Raw genomic sequence first — 18,792 nt, forward strand, 5'->3', positions numbered from 1 at the left:
AAACATTTCTATTTAAAAAATAAAAAACCGAAGAGGCTATCCTCTTCGGTTTTCTGATTTGTAGAACATACTTTTTACGCTATAATGCTTATTCTTTAATGACTTTCTTCATTAAGTTCTGATTTTCTGAAGATTGAATGTAAACCAAATAAACTCCAGGGTACTGGTCAGATAAATCAATATTATACTCATTTTCCTTTGCTGTACTTCTATCCTCATCTGTCATCATTTTCTCCAGGACTAACCTTCCAGAAAGATCAGTAACTCTTACTAATTTGATTTTGAATTTAGCACCAACAGAAAGCTTAAAATAGCCTGTAGAAGGATTTGGAGCCACTTTAAATGTTTTGCTCAATTGCTCTTCTACATTTGAGGTAACCTGGTAGGCAACTACTGTAGTATTGGAATATTCAGAATTACCGATTCCATTTTTTGCATATAGTCTGTATGAAATATCTTCTGTAAACTCTGTTATATCATCAGTATAACCTGTTGTATTAGAATCCACTGATGTTAAGGCTTGAAAATCTCCTTCACCAACCGCTCTTTCAATCTCAAAAGAAGATTCATTAGCTGAATTATCAGTCCAAGTCAATAAAACAGCAGACTCATTAAGTATAGACGTAAGCTCAGATGGAGCTGCTGGGGCTACATCAAGAGTGTTTACAACAATAACATTAGAATAATCAGATATCCCAGATGTATTTTTTGCTTTCACTCTGAATTTATACTCCGTAGAGGATGAAAGTCCCTCTATCGTAATTGCAGTATCAGCTACAGGCCTAAGCGTATATTCCTCCAAGGTAGTTTCAAAGTCATTTTGAGTCACATCTAAAAGATATTCGACAGATTCTCCCTCAGTACTCCATCTTGCAACAAAACTTGAACCATTGATCTGTGTTGCATCCCCAGCCACTGGTACTGAAGGGTAAGTAAGTACGTTAATTTCATTTGAACGATCAGAATTAGTTAAACCATTTAATGCGTAAACACTGTAATAATAAATCTTATTAGACTCAATAGACGTATCGGTAAATGTTGTAACATCTACTCCAAGGGTATCGAGGCTTACAAAATCCGATTCTGTAGATACCCTTCTATTTACTACAATACCTGTTTCGTTATCAGAATTATCTATCCAAGTCAAATCCACGCCAGTCGAAGAAACAGTTCCAGTTAAACTACTTGGAGACACCGGCACTTCAGAAGCTATTGTAACACTTTCTTCATTAGAGAAACCTGAATTACCTGCGCTATTTTTGGCAGAAACTCTGTAACTAAAAGTCTTACCTACAGCTATGTCAGTATCTTCAAATGAAACAATATTTGGGCCTAAAGTCTCATACTCACTGTAAGTTGTTTCCGGACTAACTTTTCTTTCAATTACGAAGGATGCCTCATTAAGAGAATTATCTACCCAGCTTAATGAGATTGACGATTCGTTTTCAGTTAATACAAGAGAATTTGGCGCTGTAGGTACTTGCGGAGATAAAATAATCGTCTCCTGATTAGAGAATGACGATTCATCTGCTGCATTCTTGCCAAAGACTCTGTAAATATAAGTTACATTCTCGCTCACATTCGCATCAGTGTAAGTCACTACGTCAGCACCTACGGTTGCATATTCTGAAAAGGCAGTTTCAGCTCCAGCCCTTCTTTGAACTACATAATTATCTTCTAGGTCAGAGTTATCAGTCCAATTTAGTACAATATCTCCATTACTTTCACTTAATGTTAGATTAGTAGGTGCTATCACAGCATCGTCTAAAGTTGTAACATCAATAGCTTCTGACGGACCGACCAAAACAGAACCAAGATCGGCCGATATTCTATACTGATAACTGGTATTAGACGCTAAACCCGATACTACCACTGATGTACCATTTACATCTAACATATCAAAGCTTGATATATTGGTGACAAAATTATCATTTGAAACCTCAATCTTATAGGAAGAAGCTCCAGCATAAGTTTCCCAATTAGCGGTAAAACTATAAAAATCAACGTTCGTAGCTGCTGAAGCAGTAGGAAGTGCACGTGTTGTAACACCTCCACTAATTTCAGAATCATTAGAGGTGTAATTTCCTATTATGGTCTTTACTCTCACTTGATAATCTGTTTCTGGATCTAATCCAGTAATTTCAATTGAACTAGTGTTCACTAATAATTGATCGTATCCAGGTAAAGTAGAAGCAAAAAGATCTGAAGAAATAGAAACTTCATAATTATCTGAACCAGCTACATCTTGCCAATCTAAAAGGAAGCTTTCAGTGTTTATAGCGCTTGCAGATAAGTTTTGCGGAGCTTGAATTTCCAAAAATTCAATATCGTCAATTGCTATATCACTTCTAAATTCATTGCCCTTAGTAGCAATGAAATTGACCTCTATAATTGAACCGATAAAGTCTGATAAGTCTAAGCCTTCTGAATCAGCAATTAGGTAATCATCTGTTTGAGAAGCTTGCTGTTGACCTGATACTGAAAAAATCTCAGTATTAGTTGAATTTGTTAAGTCATTTACCTGTACTTTCAATGAACCCATGTTAGATCCAAACATATGGTAATAAAATTGCAACTTAGGAGATGTCACATCAGTAAGGTCAATTTCCCTAGATGTTAAAATTGCCTCATCTCCTTGGACCACGGGGTCTGATGCCTCACTATATAAATATTTGCCAGTGGAGTTACCAAGGGTGTTATCAACTGCAGGACCTGTATTTGGAGATCCAGTTTCACCACTATTTAGAAGCCACGGCATATCTCCGGATGTACTCCAACCTTCCGCTACACCATCTTCAAAATCGAGCACATAAGGATAATTGGTTACCGGAGGTGGTAATACAGTCACAATGAATTGGGAAAAGCTAGATTCGCTATTTTCATCCGTTCCTCTTAATGTAATTGTAGCTTTACCAAATTCAGACCCCAGATAAGATAAGGTCAAACTAGATCCTGAAACATCTGTAGATACAAGAGTAGTATTTGAGTTACTCTCAACAGTCACCGTTACGTTCTGTACAGGGTTAGTATTAGATTGAAAGACATTACTCACATCAATTACATCATCTGGAGCTCCTGCTTCAACGGTAAAATCACTTATAGGCACATTAACAGTAACATCTGGCTGACTTACTTCATATGTAGCAGAAAACAACCCATTACCGTGTGTTCCGACTACCACTAAACCATCTGAATTTCTTGTTCTCAACTGCTCAACTACAGCATTGCTTATACCATCTAAATTTTCCTGAGTCCAAACTGTGGAAGTTCCATTTAAATTAGTAGTAGAATAAAGACCCGTAGAAGTTCCGGCAAAGTACCGATCATTGTTCCCAACTCGGTCAGCCCATCGAACCGAAGGCCCGCTTCCTGAACCGTTCTCATTTTCTTCTAAGTTTCCACTTACGTCAGTCCAGGTGTCACCTCCATCTAAAGTTTGAAAGATACTTTTGACCTCATAGTTGGAAAAGGTAATAATTACATCATCTGCATCGTAAGGATTCACGTCTATACTTGAAACATTAGATCCTGAAGGCAAACCTTTTCCAGTATAAATATCTGTGGCTGTAGGATTACCAACATTTGCATCTTCAATTCTATAGACCTCACCATCAACTGTACCGAAATAAACAATATTTGCAGGAATTGTAGAAACTCCCATAATTGACACATTACTTAGCGCCTCAGCATTGGTTAATTGTGTCCATCCTGCTACAGTAGTAGCATTTTCAAGATCATCATTCCTCCATAAAAATTCGTCCGCAGCATAATACATGATCTGATCATTATTAGGATCGAGTTCAAATGGGGCAACAAATAGTCCGTCTGCTGGTGAAATCGAAGCGACCGCTGTGCTGATACTACTATTCGCATCAGCATAAGACACTCTGAAAACATTACCCAACTGCGAAGAAACATATCTTATAGTTCCGTCATCATTGAAAGCATTGTAAGATCCATCGCCACTAAAAACATCTACCCATGAGTCAGTAGGTATTGTATTATTAGTAAACCAAGTACTATTATCTTGAAAACCAGCTTGCAATTGATCTCCTGGACCTATGGATAATGCGTAAACTTGGGTAGTTAGATAACCATTATTTAAAGAAGTCCAAGTTACAGGCTCAATAGTACCGTTGTCAGCTAATATATCATCCGTAATAGAAACACCTCCATCATGGCCAGAAACAGCTTTTGATGGATCAGACGGAAAGAACTCTAAACTGTGTTGATCTGGATGATGATTAGTATAAAGACTTACGTTATTCTGCGGAGAATAGCCCGCAATCCATTCACCTGAATTAGTCGCAAAACCATCATCTGATCTATATATATTTGTCCCTCCTATAAATACCATATCTGGATCAGTGGGATGCACTCTAACGTAAAGGTCATACCCCCCTTGAGAATTAAAATCTCCTACACTTCCTCCGATCGCAGGCAAATTAGTAGATCTATTTTCCCAAGTACCACCAGCTCCAGTTCCATTACCAGAACTGTAAGTATATTTCCAGAAATCGTGTTGCACTGGTGAAGATGGTGTTCCGTCAGACAAGACATATAATATATCTTCATCCGAGGGAGCAGTATGAATAACGGTTCTGCTATAAGAGGAAGGAAAACCAGGTGCCGTTATATCAGTCCATGTTCCGGCTGCGCCATCAGTAGTACGAAAAATACCACCCTCGCCATTTTGATTATCTAGAGCAGCATAAATCACGCCCGTACTGGTGATATGCACATCAGTGAAATTATCAAAATCTGATGGAAGAACTTCAGTAAAAGATTGACCTGCATCTGTGGAACGATAAATCCCACCCATTGTAGCTACAAATAAATCGCCATTCGTTGGATTGATGTCTACACCAAAAATTAGGTCGAAATCAGTGTCAAATGCTTGAGGAATATTTGTAGAAGTAGCAGAAAGCACTGACCACGAAACCCCATTATCTGTTGACTTGTAAACGCCATTACCTTGTAAAAAGCCTGATCCATTTCTTGCGCTTTGGCTAGCCCCAATTCTTTCTCCTGAACTGTAATACCATGTATCATGAAAACCAGTTCGAGGGTCTTGAACAATATCAGTAACAGTAGGATGCTGATTTGCTGTTGTTGCTCTTACCCAAGTGGAACCTTGATCTGTTGAACGCCACATTCCTCCTGAAACTCCACCAGCTAGTAAAATATTCTCATTGTCAATATCAATGGCTAATGCTCGTGTTCTACCTCCCACATTGAAAGGTCCTCTATTATCCCAAGCAGTCGCTTGATCACCTGCAGCTGCCTCTATATTGATACCATTCTTGAAAATCAGTTGGTCATCATCGCTTCTTTGAAGTTTACTTCTTTCTGCCCTGACATACTGGAGCTCTTTTTCACGAATATTTCTTGGAACTTTACCTGTGTTTGGATTTTTCAGCCGGCTAAAATTATAGTTAAACCTCGCAACCACATTATCTTTCGGTTGATTTATATTTTCATTATAATACTCACTATTAGGATCTTGTGCGAGCTTCTTGTAATTAAATCGTGTCTGTTGCTGATCATTCTTCGGTTGATCCTGTCCTTTAACCTGAATGGTGGTCATCGAAACAAAAAGAATAAAAAACAGTATTGGTAGCCTTCTTATCATAATTAGTCTGTTAAAAGTAATTTGTAAATTGTATATCGATTAGCAATTATTGGATTTCCCTCGATTTCTGCTTTAAAAATAGTACCTGACTTCATTGATTCCAGTGAATTCCTGCTAATAGTGCCATAGCCAAATTTTGCAATAGCTGAAAGTGTATCATTATCACTTAATGTTGTGGAAAAACTTGAACCGTAACCTAAAACGTCTTTAATTAAGAAGTGAATCGTAACCCCGGTTTCCGAAACCTCATCAGGCTGGATCTCTCGAATTATTTCTGCCTTCACCCTTGCATATTCTGGCGGAATTGTCTCTGCAAAGAATGCATCTACTTTTGACTCTTTATCAACTTCCTGTTTATTAGCCGCAACTTTTCTCTTAGTTTTACTAGAAGTGCAGGATAAGAAAACACCAACTGAAAAGAAAAATATTAGACAAATTAAACGCAAATGGTACATTGATTCTTTAAATAGAATTTGAATTTAAAATATTTTTCTGAATTCCCCACGAGAAAAATACAATAAAATCACAGTCACTTAAAAAACAGTGCACTAGACCATTAAACCATTCAACTTAGAGATTTAAAGCTAAAATCGGCTACCAAATAAAAAATTTCAAAAAGATTGAAATACTACTTCTAATAAGTTAGAAAATCTGCTTTAACAGCCTAAACGGCAGTATAACTTTAGGGGATTATTAAAAAAGTATGCTTACACCTCATCACAATACATTTGCTCCTTTGTTATCCAAAAAATAGTAAATGCTATAAAATTTCTACTCAAAGCTAGTTTTTGAATTTCAAAACCCCACAGGTAAATAAGTTCTCCTCAGCAAAAATATTTGCACTGTCGCCAGAGCCATAGCTTTATGATATTCCACAATAGCAACGTCCAAAGCCAAAAACTCTTTAGCCAGTTTCATCTATTTACATAAGTTAAAATCGATGATTTATATGCTTTTGGCAAAAATTAACCATAGAACTATTCTTTTCGAACCATGGAAGAATTGATTGTCCGAGTTAAGGCATTATTGGAAAAGAAAAGCAATCCTATTCTTCAAGAGTGGATGACAATTGGGAAATACCAATTTCATCCCGTTAAGCAAATCTTAAAAATTGAAGAAGACTAAACCTATTTAACCAGTAAAGAATCGGAAGTTTTAAAAGAACTTATGATGCATCAAAATGAGCTTACCGATCGGTCTACAATACTTGAAAAATTGTGGGGTTCAGCAGATTTCTTTAATGCGAGAAGTATGGATGTATACATTAGCAAATTGCGAAAGAAGTTGGAGAAAGATAGCGACTTACAAATCTTAAATATTCGCGGCTACGGATATAAGTTAGTTAGTAGTTAATTCAAGTCAATCAATCTTCTTTTGCCAGCTAGGACTGATGTATGTAGCCCTTCCTCCTACCTTTGTTTTAATAATATCATCACCAGTATGGTAGCAATTCCCATCTTCCCTTCGATTATGCATCAAAAAATCCTGTGGAAAGTCAGCGTAAACCGCTTCTTTTTCAATGGCTGTCTCAATCACTTTTTTCATTGCATCGAAAATGGACTTCAACTGCTTTTCTTTCATAGCTTCTATCTTACTTTCGGGGTGAATCTTAGCCTGATATAAAATTTCATCTGCCATCCAATTGCCAATGCCTGCTGCCACCTTCTGATCTAAAAGCACAGGTTTTATGAAAGTTTTCCTGTTTTTAAGGGCATTATAGAAAGCCTTCCATGATAAATCCCGAGCGTCATCACTTAATTTCTTTTCTTTTTGGTAAGAGTCAATAGATGTAGTCAAATCCATCCATCCAAATTTCCGCTTATTCTCGAAACCCAAATGAAATCCATTTTCAAACTCGAAAACAATATGAGCAAATTTAGGCCTGTCTTCTTGATCCTTATAATAGGTAAGTCTACCCGTCATGCCAAAATGCATTACTAAGGTTGGGTCACCATTCGTTTCTACAAAAAAGTATTTCCCTATTCGCTTCGAACTTTCGAAATGCTTCCCTATCAACTGATTAGAAAATAGATCCCTAGCTTGCTTCAACAGACGATCATCTGCACAATCAAAAGCTACTATTTTTTGATTTAGCGAAGTACCGTCAAAATACTTTTTAAAATTCTCTACTTCTGGTAGTTCTGGCATATGTTAATAACTAAGAAAAAATGAATTGTTTAGAATTCAGGGAAACAATTTCCCTCACTTGTTTTTTTTGGTAGCCACGTTTAAAAATAGAAAGGCTGAGAGTGCAATAGCAGCTCCAGTAAAAAACGTCCTTTCAAAAAAAGCAGTATTATTGCTGTAAACCCACCCGGAAATGAAGGCGCCCATTCCTATGCCGATCTCCAGAAAAATATATAATGTAGCTAAAGCTTTACCCCTTTTATTACTGTCGGCTAAATCTATAGCCCAGGCAAATACTGTGGGAGAATTCATCCCCATTGCTAAACCAAATACAATGGCTGCTCCCATTAAACTAATTAAGGAATTAGACAAAGCAATTAAAACCATCGCAATAGCCAGTAAAAAAGAAGAAACCTTCAACACCTTAACTCTTCCAATTTTATCTGAGATTTTACCCGCAATAATTCTTACCCCTAATGAAGCCAATACAAAGACGGCAAAAAACAATCCTTTATTGCTAATGTCTAGATGTGCACTATAGTCCGGCATAATCGTTAAAACCAGGCCAAAGGAAAAGACGCTTAATGCCATATAAACGGCGGGGACAATTACTCTCTTTTCAATAATTTCGTCTTTCTTGAGTTTGAGTAAGCCAAAATTAAATTCTACTCTATCCGCTAGAGTCTCGTTCATTCCCGATAAAATTAAAACACTCATTATAGCGGTAGCAGCTGAAGCATAGAAAACGTAATCAATGGGAAAGGCGCTCCCAATATATCCGCCTACGACATTGCCTGTAGCAGTACCAATACTGATCGCCACTCCAATAATTCCCATAGCCTCTCCCCTTCGATTGACCGGTACTATATCAGCTACATAAGCCGCATTGCCCGTGGGCGTAAAGCCCGTAGAAAACCCATGCAATAAACGTAAAGCAAAAAAAGCAATTACTCCCGTTACAAAAGGATAGGCAAGGCCAGAGACAAAACAAACCACAGCTCCAAAAATCATTACAGGAAGCCTACCTATTCGATCAGCTAATTTTCCACTGAAAGGCCTTGACAAACCTGCAGTGATGGTAAATAAAGCAATAATAAGTCCTTTGTATTCTCCGCCACCCAAGCTAGTCAAAAAATCAGGAAGCATTGGGATGATCATATTGAAGCTAGCAAAAAATAAAAAAGCACTAAAGGCTAGCGCAATGAAAGGGCCCTTAAATAGACGTGCATTTTTCATTGTGCGAATTAAAACAATTTTATTGGACTAGTAAGTATTTTTTAATTTTGAGACAACTGTCGGTTAGATATTTTTGAAGCAGAATTTATCTCTTCGGATCTATACTCTGCTAAATTTCAAAGTACAAGAGGGATACAACTCCGAGCTGTTCGAAATTTGCAATGTCGAACTACTATCCATCTGTTTGACCAGCTGTTCGACATTTGCAATGTCGAACTTACTATCTCAAGATTTATAATCTTAAACACCTATCTCAAGATTTATAATCTTATACAGGATTCATGATCCGATGAACAGATACGCTTTCAATACGCCTACAGGCATATTTTCTAACTTCAAGTTTAAACCGATTACAAATCCTATGAATAAAATTCGACATTGCAAATATCGAATAGCTATCCTGTAAATGCGACCTGTTCAACATTTGCAATGTCGAACTTACTATCTCAAGATTTATAATCTTAATCGAACTTCCTATATCAAGATTTATAATCTTATACAGGATCTACAATCCACTCACCCGTAACCAACTGTTCGACATTTGTAATGTCGAACTACTATCCACGGATTTATAATCCGCTTAGTATTATCGAACTACCTTCCTAATCATAGTAAGCAATAGGAATGCTACTACTTCTCAAACCACTGTAGAACCCAGCACTGCTTAACAAATAATCCTCCTCCTTTTCAACAATTCCAGCCTTTACCGGATTCATATGAATATAGTTAAGCTTCGACTCAAAAAAATCTGAGTTCACAATTTCTTCCCCGTGATACCCTTCTTTCCAAAACCAAATCTTGTCTTTATAACTTAAAGCTCGTAGTAACCAAGCTTTTCTACTCTCCTTCGGATTATCTTTGATGGCTTTAAATATCTTTTTAGACGTGAATTTTTTGAAGTCTCTAATGACATCACTTAATTTTTCATCAGCGGCCTGTAGAATGAAATGGCAGTGATTACTCATAATTACCCATGCATAAACTTTCAGCCCCTTATGTTGTTGACAATAATCGATGCTTTCTATTAATAAGTCACTATAAATCTTCCTGGTAAAAACATCAACCCACTGGTGAACTGTAAAAGTCACAAAGTAGGGAGCTCCTTGATCTTTCACCACATATTCAAATCCCATAGAAATATTATTTTACAAAGTTTAAAATTGGCTATTTAAGAATAGCCGGATTAAAAATCCTATGTTCTTTTAGTCGGATTAGAAATCCTACGATACTAAATAGCCGGATTACAAATCCTACGATCTACATTCAACATTACAAATGTCGAATAGCCAACACCTTTTCTCTGTTCGACATTTGTAATGTCGTACTAGTATCCGCGGATTTACAATCCGCTTAACCAATCCCCAAATATTCTTTCACCACCCCCACCGACATATTTTCCAATTGCTCCTCACTAAATACCGCTTTAAAATTGCCGTAGTATTTCTTAAACTCAATACCCTGCAGCATATTCAGGAAGTAATCGCTGCCATACATGATGCGGCTTTGCAGCTTCTTGTTTTCAGGGGTGTCGGTCTTAAAATAGCGGTCAGCAATGGTTTTTAGCATTTTAGGGTCAGTCTGACAAGATAAATCTGTGTACACATGATCAAAATCCAGTATCAATCTTTTTATTTCTTCTTGCCATTCATGACTACCCCCGCCAAAATGCGCTAAGCAAATTTTAAGATTTGGATACTTATCTAACACTTTTCGCCAAAGTGTCGGATGGTTTAAACGATGGGCTCTTTCTTTAATGGACTTATCAAATCCGCCTTGTAAGAGGTTGTACTCAAAATCATGATATTCCTTATCCTTAAAGACTAATTGATAGGTGTAGTCATTGTTCGAGGAATCCAGCTCATGCGTACACAAATCGCCATAAATTTGAATGCGATCCGTAAAAGTAGCAAAGCCTGAATCAGAGCAATGCGCCATAATAGGAATTTGGTTTTCCTCACACCATGTGTATAAACTGGTACCATGCACAAAAGCCTTGGTTGGATCAAATAAGTTCAAATCAGTAGGTGAATACCCATTAGGCGTGTAGAGCTTTACGCCATGGAACACTTTTTCCTTACCAATATTGTCTTCCACTTCCTGAGCCATGCCTTCCCTGCGCGGATCTACTGCCAGAAATGGAAAAATGTCATGACCATATAGTGTTTTTAACTGCGCTAATTCCTTTTGCTGAGTTTTAAAAGAATCCTTTGCATCCGCTAACACATCGGAATTGACAAGATTTAAACTCTTGATAATTTTTTTCGCATATTTTAGAATGCGTACCGAATCTTCATTGACTACCCGCTCCCCATTAAATATAAACTCATCATTCTCCTCAAAACGCTCCACTAAGCCATCCATTTTATCTATAAACTCGCCATGCTTTCCCGTAAACTCCTGCATTTTTTGTGTAATGACGGAAGCTGCATTATTCGTATCATAGTCATTCCTAAAGGTCATTTCCAGATCAAACATTAAAGGGATGTAGCGGAAGGTCTTGGGCGAAACCCTGGTATCCCAATAATCCTCTTCCAAATCATGCATCATTTGGCGTGCGCCTTTATTGAATAAGAAGTATTTGAACACATTTCGAATCACCCTTCCAATGCCATGTTCATTCTCATTTCCCTCGCGAGTGCTAATTGGCTGCAGCTGTTCATCAGGATTGTCCTGATCCAGGTAATCCACAATATCACCAAGCAACATCAAGATCAATCGACCCGTGATCACATTTCGGCCAAACAAATGACAATGCGCATCAAAATGATCCAGGGACTTCAATTTGTTATAGTCTACTTTTTCAGATTTTTCCGTAAAGAAAAAGCTTTCAATTCGCTCTTGGCAAGTCTCCTTTTCAATCAATCTACCATGTAGAGCATCATTGATCATGTAGTTTTTATATTTGGCCGGATTATAGCCTTCAATGGCCACGTATTGGCTGGGTAAACTGAATTGATTTTTAGTGCTAATCACCCAATCATTATGTTCTGTTAATATTAGATCAATCCCTAACTCTAGCTTTCTTCCCCACCATCCATTGTTTTCATAATTACCCGCCACGGGCAGATAACGGGTAGAGGCTTGAACAGGCGTATTGTAAATAATATGATGCAATCTATCGCTGCCGGGCTTCATCACATCCATGCCTGGCTGCCTAATTACCCATTCAAAAGAATGCTGCAATAAGGAAGCGATAAAGACAACAGGAGCGCCAATCCCAATCTTTCTCATGACCTTCTTCAGCATCTTTAATCCAAAAGCCATCCCTTCGGCAAAAGACAAATACCCCACGCCATTTCCAGAGGCCACCAAAGCTATTTTCCCTACCTTAATACTGTCTTGCTCATAATTGGCTAAAAACTGCGCCAGCAAGCCTCCCTGACTCGTACCAATGATATCCACTTCCTGATCAAAGGATTGAATGTCTAACGCATTCAACATGGAAAACATCTTTTGGATGTTGCCCTCCGCATCCCAGAAAAAGGTAGGATGATCAAAAGCGATAACCTGCTCGTATTGCGCTTCCTTTAAAAATTGTTTTATCCATGTATTTACCGCACCAAATGAACCTCTCGTGCTAGCGAAGGTGCCATGCAAAAGCAATAAGGTTTTCTTACTTTCATCAATAGCCCCAAAATTGGCGTTGATAAAGTTTCCATTGGGCTTCATGACCAATAGCCGATGATCTTTTACAAAAAGACCTGTTTTGTAAGCAGCCAGTTCATCTTCAATCAATTCTACTATTTCTTTGCTATTGGAGGGTAGGTCTTTTTCCTTATGTTTTCTAAAGGCCCTTTTGAAGATGAGCACTTTCACAATAAATTCCTCCTGTTTGTAGCGAGTGGATAAACGATAGCGATTCGGTATTCCGGGAACTTCCTCTATTGCTTTATGCGGAAGGGCATTGAATTGATAGACAAGGCGATCACGTTCGTTGGTGTTATTGTCCTCCGTAGCCTCTGGCATAATATAATCTAATTCTGCGGCTTCATTGTTTTCTATTTGATGCTGGTAAAAAGCCAAGGCTCCTTCTTCTGGAGCCAGAAAAGCGTCTAATCGGAGCTTGGGGATTTCGTCTAAAGCAAATATTTCAGGATAGGGAATATCTAACTGACTTAGATTGATGACTTTTTCCTTTATGTCATTTTTAACATCCAGCTCAGGATACATCTGTTGGATAAGGCTTACCTCTTCCTCTACGGTAGATTTTTCTTTGAATACGTCATTGCCTTCATTGGAGCAGTACAGCTTACCCTCCCAATTGACCGGATCATCATTGGCATAGCCCAAAGTACCCCAAACCCCCATGATTTTATCCGCATCCTTGCGGTTTAGAATTTTTGGAATGGCCGTATTTTGAAGATAGTCTAAATCTTTATCGGCTTTTTCAGATCGTAATAGGATAAATTTTTTCTCGGTGGGGGATGCCATAAAAGAAAGGGCATCTAAGGCAATAGGTCTCATAAGCTCAGGTTTTAGTTAAAATAGTTTACTAACTAAAATTGGGATTATTTGAGGAGATTTGCAATACCTACTAATGGGTAAGTTGTTATCTATATAGCTGAGCTATTGCTGGTGGCGAATGGAGAAGTCTGTTTGAAACTATTTCCAAAAAAACGCAGAGAGAACGGAGACGAAATATGAAATAAATCAACTATTCACTTTTTTACTATTAGGCTAGCAGAAATAGCGGATAGTATAAATCCAAACAGCAATGAAAAAAAGCTTACCCCGGCAATCATACTTATAGTATAGTCTGCTATTGTGGTTAAAGCCAACAGGAATAAACTAATCAAGGTAACATATGCAGAAGAAGCAACTAATAATGCTAAATCCATTGATAGATTGTTGTCAATTTTATATTTATAAATTAGCAGAGATACTGGAGCTAATGCTATATATAGAATCAACAATGACCACACGGGAGAAGAAAAGTTAAAGTAAATGAAGATGCATTGAAAAATTATAAAGCTCAAGCCAGTCAAACAGCCTACTATTATTCCTTTTTTCATCTTTAGTTTATTTAGCAATAATTTGCATTGTGAAGTAAAGATATAACCAAACCACCATGCAGCATGGCGGGATCTGGGCCTTCTAATCTAAGATTTTCTTTAGTTGATAATTGAAATCTTCAACCATCATTTTTGCTGCTTTATGTTCTGCGAGTATTGAATTCAAAGTGACAATAGATCTTTGCTTAGCTTTCTTTAAGTTAGCAAATTTTGATGGAAGGCTTGATATTTCGTTCCTCATGAATTTAATACCATCGATAGCTTCATCCATTGCAGGTACTAGCCCTAGAGTCGAATTATTCAATTCTTGAATAGCTTTATAATCTTGGGTTAATTCAAAATAAATCATAACCAATTTTTCACAGGCTCTAATACCTTCAGAAAAGTAATCAGCAAACTGATCAATTTCATGATCTAGTTTCCTTGCCACATCAACTAAAATTGCTGAAAATCTTTTAATTACTTTTTTTACTCTTGGATCACTATCATGGTATCCTAGATCAACATATTCATGAATTTTTGCAGTTATTTTACGAGTTTCTTCACCTAGACCATTTACAATATCAGTCATTTTTAATGTACAAGCCTCTGATTTAGAAATTGATCCAACAGATTCTAATATTTTTTCAATTTCCTGATCTGATATTTCTCCATCATAGAAATCTTTCATAAAATTTTCTTGAAAATCGCTATTAATTATTCTTGCTAATTCTGTGTGAGATTCTTTATTAAGTGGCTTGTTTTTAGGGATATCTATTTTCCATCTTTTCTCAGTAGGAAGTAAGTTTTGCTCATTTATCAGTTCCCATAAAATATCATCTGTTTCGGGTATATAGGCAATAAGGATTATAGGCAAGTCTAAATTTAACCAATAATTATAATGGACTTTCGATACATACAAAGTATAGTATCTCTCAGATCCGTGAAAATTTCCAGTACCAGATTTAATTTGTGCCGCTAAGAATTTGCCAGTGGGATTTCCTTCAACCGCCTCTTCAATTAAAGCATCAATCCCTACATCTACAATTGGCTGTTCTCTAAAAATCCAGTTCAATTGTTTAGATATTAAATAACCAACTGCATGTACTCCTATTCTGTCTGTATTATTAGCTCTCATAGTTTCATTGCTGCTCGTCTCATTAAATTGTAGTTAATTCCCTTCTATTATCGATCATCCGCTTATATTTTGAATATTTTTTTTGATTTAGCCCATTCAGTTTTGAATATTAGTTTTGCTGATTTGAGAATTTCTTTGATATCGTCCTCTATTTTCTTTTCATCAAGGTCTGACATTTTATCCTTATGCAATTGTTTGTCAATACCAGTAATAATGTCCTCTATTTTTTTATGATTTGTTTCATCAGAATTGAGATAGAGTAATACTTTACTACCAAGTTTATCAATTTTTCTTGAAGCAATGATATATAAAGGATAATATTCTTCAATAATCTCATCAATTTCCCCTTGATCCCTTTGCAAACACTTGAAATGAACGTTGCAAATGATAATTGCACAATCATTTACTTCAGCCACATATTCACTAATTGCTGTTCTCAAGTTTTCTATCCATGTAATTCTTGAGCTCGAAATTATATTAGATTTAACTTGATACAAAGCGATCAAGGCAGCTATCAATGCAATTAAGATTGTTATAGAGTTCGAAATCAGCTGGCTATTATCTCCAGTGCTTTCGGTCAAATTTATGGCATGAGTAATCTGAGCAAGAGTGTCTTTTAAAACAATTATTTTATCTGTGATTATTGTATCCTTCATATATCAAGTTTTGCATAACGGTTTGGCTAAACTGCTTTTTAATGCAGTTTAGGTTTTGTTAGGCAGTTTTTTTATTCTACAACAGACCTTCCGGCATCAGTTATCTCTAATTGAAACAATTCTTCAGATGTTTCATTAATTGTAACATAGCCTTTCCTCTCAAGTCTTCTAGCAAGTCGCACACCTTCAGCGTCCAGTTCGATGTTGTCTCCTTCTAATAATGCTTCTAGATATCCCACTTCATTCGGCGCTAGTTCTTTGTAAGCCTCTTGTACCAGCCTTCGTTTGTATTGCTGAATTGCTTGTCTATCAATTTCACCAGCATGATATCTGCCATGACAGTTGGAACAAAGACATATTAAATTGTCAACAGTATCAGTTCCATTTTCTCCTCCACCTTGATGAATAATATGATGTATTTGAAGAGGAGAAGTATTGTTACAGAATGGCACGGCACATTTAAAGCCTGCTTCTGCTTTTATCAAATTCCTTATTCTCTGTGTTACGGCCATATCTGCACTATTACCTTTCCGCCAGAATAGATGGCCAATGTTCTAAATATGTTCCCTCTCTATAATTTGCTCTTTTAACCCGTTTAAAGGTTAGCTTGTCTCCTCCCGTAAAAGTTATTATTCCTATACCATATTTAGTAATGGTTTCAAATACTGAACTGTTACGTATTTGATAGTAGGTTTCCTTTGAAATGACTAAGGTTTTGTAGTTGGAATAAAACCCTTTGAGCTGCCAAAGTGCTGCGTTAATTGTTTTGGGGGTAGCATTAGTTTTAATCTCATAAACATGAAGTGTGTTACTTTTTGATTTTAAAGAAATGACATCTGCTTGTATTGATGAAGCATCTGAAATGCACTTCACCTCACTCATGACCAAAAGGTTTTCGGACCATGATTCATGTTTTATCCATTTTGGAAATTGTTCAGCTACTTTAGTATATCTCCTGCTTTGCTGCATTTAAATGGTCATTACTCTATTTTAATTAGGTCTAAAATTTGCTATCAACATTGCTGATATATTTTATTGTGCTATTGTCGATAGCACTAGTATATCAACAATTTAAAAGTCTCAATTTAACACAAGCTAACCGAAATAATATAAAATTGTCCAAATAATCGACTAAACTTGTAAAATGTACGATCTAACTAAATCCATAAAAGATTCTTGCGCTTATGGCTAGTGGGTTAGCTCTTCTTTTTTGATGGGCTTTATATAGGTAGGAAAGAAAATGGTTCCGTAAAGTGACCCCAGTACTGCTCCAACAATTATGGAGCTCAAGTCAATGGCAATATACCAACCCATTATGCTTATCAGAAAAGAGGCGGTGAAAGCAAATACAACTGCCCCAAGTGCTGAATATACCTTTTCATTATATCCTATCCGTACAAATAGTTTAAAAATCCCGTAAAGCACAATTAATTTGACAACCATTTAAATTCCTAGATATAGGATATAATTCCAGAAAATTTAACTTCATACCATTCTATAGGATAATCATCATACCAACCCCGGCCCGGCAGATGTGAATAGAATAAATAGCCGAAAGCTTGAAAATTAAAGCCAAGCCAAAATTCGTAGGCTCACCTCTGTTAACTTTTATAAAACAATATAACGCAGACGCCTTTTGCAAGGAGTTCATTAGCCTATGGGTTTTTAGCGACTTTTGTAATCCCTTTGATTTATTTTTTTGTTAATAAATACTCGTTTATCATGTTTTGTAATTCACTCAGCGATATGTCAATACCTGCATTTCTAGATTCATTCCTAAGGAGGTTAAACAAATCCTTCTCATTAATTTTATTGTTGTTAGCCCTTACTTTATCCAAGAGCCCATAAAAAACTTCCTTATTTAGATTTTCATTTACCCTGAAATTCTTAACATTTCTTGAATCATTAATATCTCTTGATCTTAATGCTCTCATTTCGTATCTAAGACTTTCTATTTGTTCCAGAATGTATTTTCCTTCAGGAATTTCGGTTTGCTGTATTGAAGCAGGAACAATTGTTTTACCGAAACTCTTAAGGAAAGGAGAATAGTTAGACTCTTTCTTAGATTTATCATAAGTAGCTTCAATTTTCTTGATTAGTTCCTGTTTAAAATCAACTATTTGCCCAAATCTCAATGAGGACGGATATGATAAATGCTCTATTACGCCTGTATCAAAAGAATATCCAGTCTTTTCATCTTTGATGATAATAGTTGGTTTGTCAAATGCTAGCCTTAGTCCTAGTTCAAACATAACATTAGGGTTTTTAGAACTTACATCGCAAACAATAATGTCATCGTTATAGATATTGGTAACGATTCTATCATGAATAAGACCAATAGCCACATCGTCACTAACAAGTCTAGATTCAAATTGAGTCTCCTCAATAGCTTCCGTTAAAATTGTTAAAACGTCTTTCCAATGTTCTTTAGGATAATCCGAGCTTTCGGCAATAGGCATAATAATTCCGCATTTCAGCTTAGTAGTATCAGTACTATTTTCTAATTCAGTTTTATTTTTAGCCATGATTTAATTTTTATTGTGTACAACATCGCTATAGACATTGTTGACATTTATTATTACACTATTGCTGATAGCCTAAGCATACTAGCATTTTTAACATTCTAATTTAACACAAGCTAACCGAAATAATATAAATTTGTCAAAATAATCGACTAAACTTATAAAACATGCGACCTAACTAAATCCATAAAAGATTCTTGCGCTTATGGCTAGTGGGTTATCTCTTCTTTTTTGATTGGCTTTATATAAAAGGGAAATAAAAAGGCTCCATATACAATCCCCAATAGTTCACCCGCCACAATGGTTGAAAAATTAATGGCAAGGTCTGCACCTGCATACCAAATCAAATAAGCAGTTGATAATCCGATAGTAAAGGCGCCCAAAATAGCAAAGAGGATTTAATGATAGCCAATGCGGAGAAACAACTTAAAAAGATACAGGAAACTTCAAGCGCTTGATCCTACTCTTGAAAGGTATGACCGAACCGAAC

Annotated in this window: 15 protein-coding genes and 1 pseudogene; 2 read left to right on the forward strand and 14 right to left on the reverse strand. The window is 36.5% G+C overall.

The features are described from left to right. Window positions 1-88: 88 nt before the first annotated feature. Complete coding sequence (locus B9Y84_RS09795) at window positions 89-5,632, reverse strand: fibronectin type III domain-containing protein (protein WP_085516904.1); 5,544 nt, start codon at window positions 5,630-5,632, stop codon at window positions 89-91. 2 nt (window positions 5,633-5,634) lie between these two features. Continuing rightward, on the reverse strand, window positions 5,635-6,078 hold the full coding sequence (locus tag B9Y84_RS09800; RefSeq protein WP_139827998.1) for a hypothetical protein: 444 nt from the start codon (window positions 6,076-6,078) through the stop codon (window positions 5,635-5,637). 547 nt (window positions 6,079-6,625) lie between these two features. Here B9Y84_RS09800 and B9Y84_RS20920 point away from each other — a divergent pair. Together B9Y84_RS20920 and B9Y84_RS09805 are read left to right on the forward strand one after the other, a co-directional pair. Then, window positions 6,626-6,757, forward strand: a complete 132-nt coding sequence (locus B9Y84_RS20920) for a hypothetical protein (protein ID WP_262494118.1) — start codon at window positions 6,626-6,628, stop codon at window positions 6,755-6,757. 18 nt (window positions 6,758-6,775) lie between these two features. After that, window positions 6,776-6,985: pseudogene (locus B9Y84_RS09805) on the forward strand (helix-turn-helix domain-containing protein); the annotation flags it as partial. 6 nt (window positions 6,986-6,991) lie between these two features. On the opposite strand, the gene B9Y84_RS09810 reads toward B9Y84_RS09805, so the two are convergent. The 12 genes from B9Y84_RS09810 to B9Y84_RS20605 all read right to left on the reverse strand — a co-directional run bounded on the left by B9Y84_RS09810 (window position 6,992) and on the right by B9Y84_RS20605 (window position 18,685). After that, window positions 6,992-7,780, reverse strand: a complete 789-nt coding sequence (locus B9Y84_RS09810; RefSeq protein ID WP_085516907.1) for an Fpg/Nei family DNA glycosylase — start codon at window positions 7,778-7,780, stop codon at window positions 6,992-6,994. Between the two features lie 54 nt (window positions 7,781-7,834). Then, window positions 7,835-8,995: an MFS transporter gene (locus B9Y84_RS09815; protein WP_085516908.1), complete on the reverse strand. Its 1,161-nt coding sequence runs from the start codon at window positions 8,993-8,995 to the stop codon at window positions 7,835-7,837. A gap of 602 nt (window positions 8,996-9,597) precedes the next feature. Further along, complete coding sequence (locus tag B9Y84_RS09820; protein WP_085516909.1) at window positions 9,598-10,128, reverse strand: REP-associated tyrosine transposase; 531 nt, start codon at window positions 10,126-10,128, stop codon at window positions 9,598-9,600. A 217-nt stretch (window positions 10,129-10,345) separates the two neighbouring features. After that, window positions 10,346-13,459 carry a DUF7379 domain-containing protein gene (locus tag B9Y84_RS09825; protein WP_085516910.1) on the reverse strand — a complete coding sequence of 1,038 codons (3,114 nt, stop codon included), beginning with the start codon at window positions 13,457-13,459 and terminating at the stop codon, window positions 10,346-10,348. 194 nt (window positions 13,460-13,653) lie between these two features. Beyond that, entirely contained in the window at window positions 13,654-14,007 is a 354-nt protein-coding gene (locus B9Y84_RS09830; protein ID WP_085516911.1) for a hypothetical protein, read from the reverse strand. An 82-nt stretch (window positions 14,008-14,089) separates the two neighbouring features. Further along, a complete protein-coding gene (locus B9Y84_RS09835; protein ID WP_085516912.1) occupies window positions 14,090-15,124 on the reverse strand; it encodes a DUF4365 domain-containing protein in 1,035 nt (344 codons plus the stop codon). 62 nt (window positions 15,125-15,186) lie between these two features. Continuing rightward, the gene (locus B9Y84_RS09840) at window positions 15,187-15,780 is read right to left on the reverse strand and encodes a hypothetical protein (RefSeq protein WP_085516913.1); all 594 of its coding nucleotides are present in this window, start codon (window positions 15,778-15,780) and stop codon (window positions 15,187-15,189) included. A 71-nt stretch (window positions 15,781-15,851) separates the two neighbouring features. Next, a complete protein-coding gene (locus B9Y84_RS09845) occupies window positions 15,852-16,292 on the reverse strand; it encodes an HNH endonuclease signature motif containing protein (RefSeq protein WP_085516914.1) in 441 nt (146 codons plus the stop codon). A gap of 10 nt (window positions 16,293-16,302) precedes the next feature. Then, complete coding sequence (locus B9Y84_RS09850; RefSeq protein ID WP_139827999.1) at window positions 16,303-16,662, reverse strand: hypothetical protein; 360 nt, start codon at window positions 16,660-16,662, stop codon at window positions 16,303-16,305. 306 nt (window positions 16,663-16,968) lie between these two features. After that, window positions 16,969-17,223, reverse strand: coding sequence for a hypothetical protein (locus tag B9Y84_RS09855; RefSeq protein WP_085516916.1), 255 nt, complete (start codon window positions 17,221-17,223; stop codon window positions 16,969-16,971). Window positions 17,224-17,471: 248 nt separating this feature from the next. Next, window positions 17,472-18,305: a hypothetical protein gene (locus B9Y84_RS09860; RefSeq protein ID WP_085516917.1), complete on the reverse strand. Its 834-nt coding sequence runs from the start codon at window positions 18,303-18,305 to the stop codon at window positions 17,472-17,474. 206 nt (window positions 18,306-18,511) lie between these two features. Then, window positions 18,512-18,685, reverse strand: coding sequence for a hypothetical protein (locus B9Y84_RS20605; protein WP_176223764.1), 174 nt, complete (start codon window positions 18,683-18,685; stop codon window positions 18,512-18,514). Window positions 18,686-18,792 lie beyond the last annotated feature (107 nt).

Source organism: Marivirga sericea (assembly GCF_900177665.1).
GTDB classification, from domain to species: Bacteria; Bacteroidota; Bacteroidia; order Cytophagales; family Cyclobacteriaceae; genus Marivirga; species Marivirga sericea.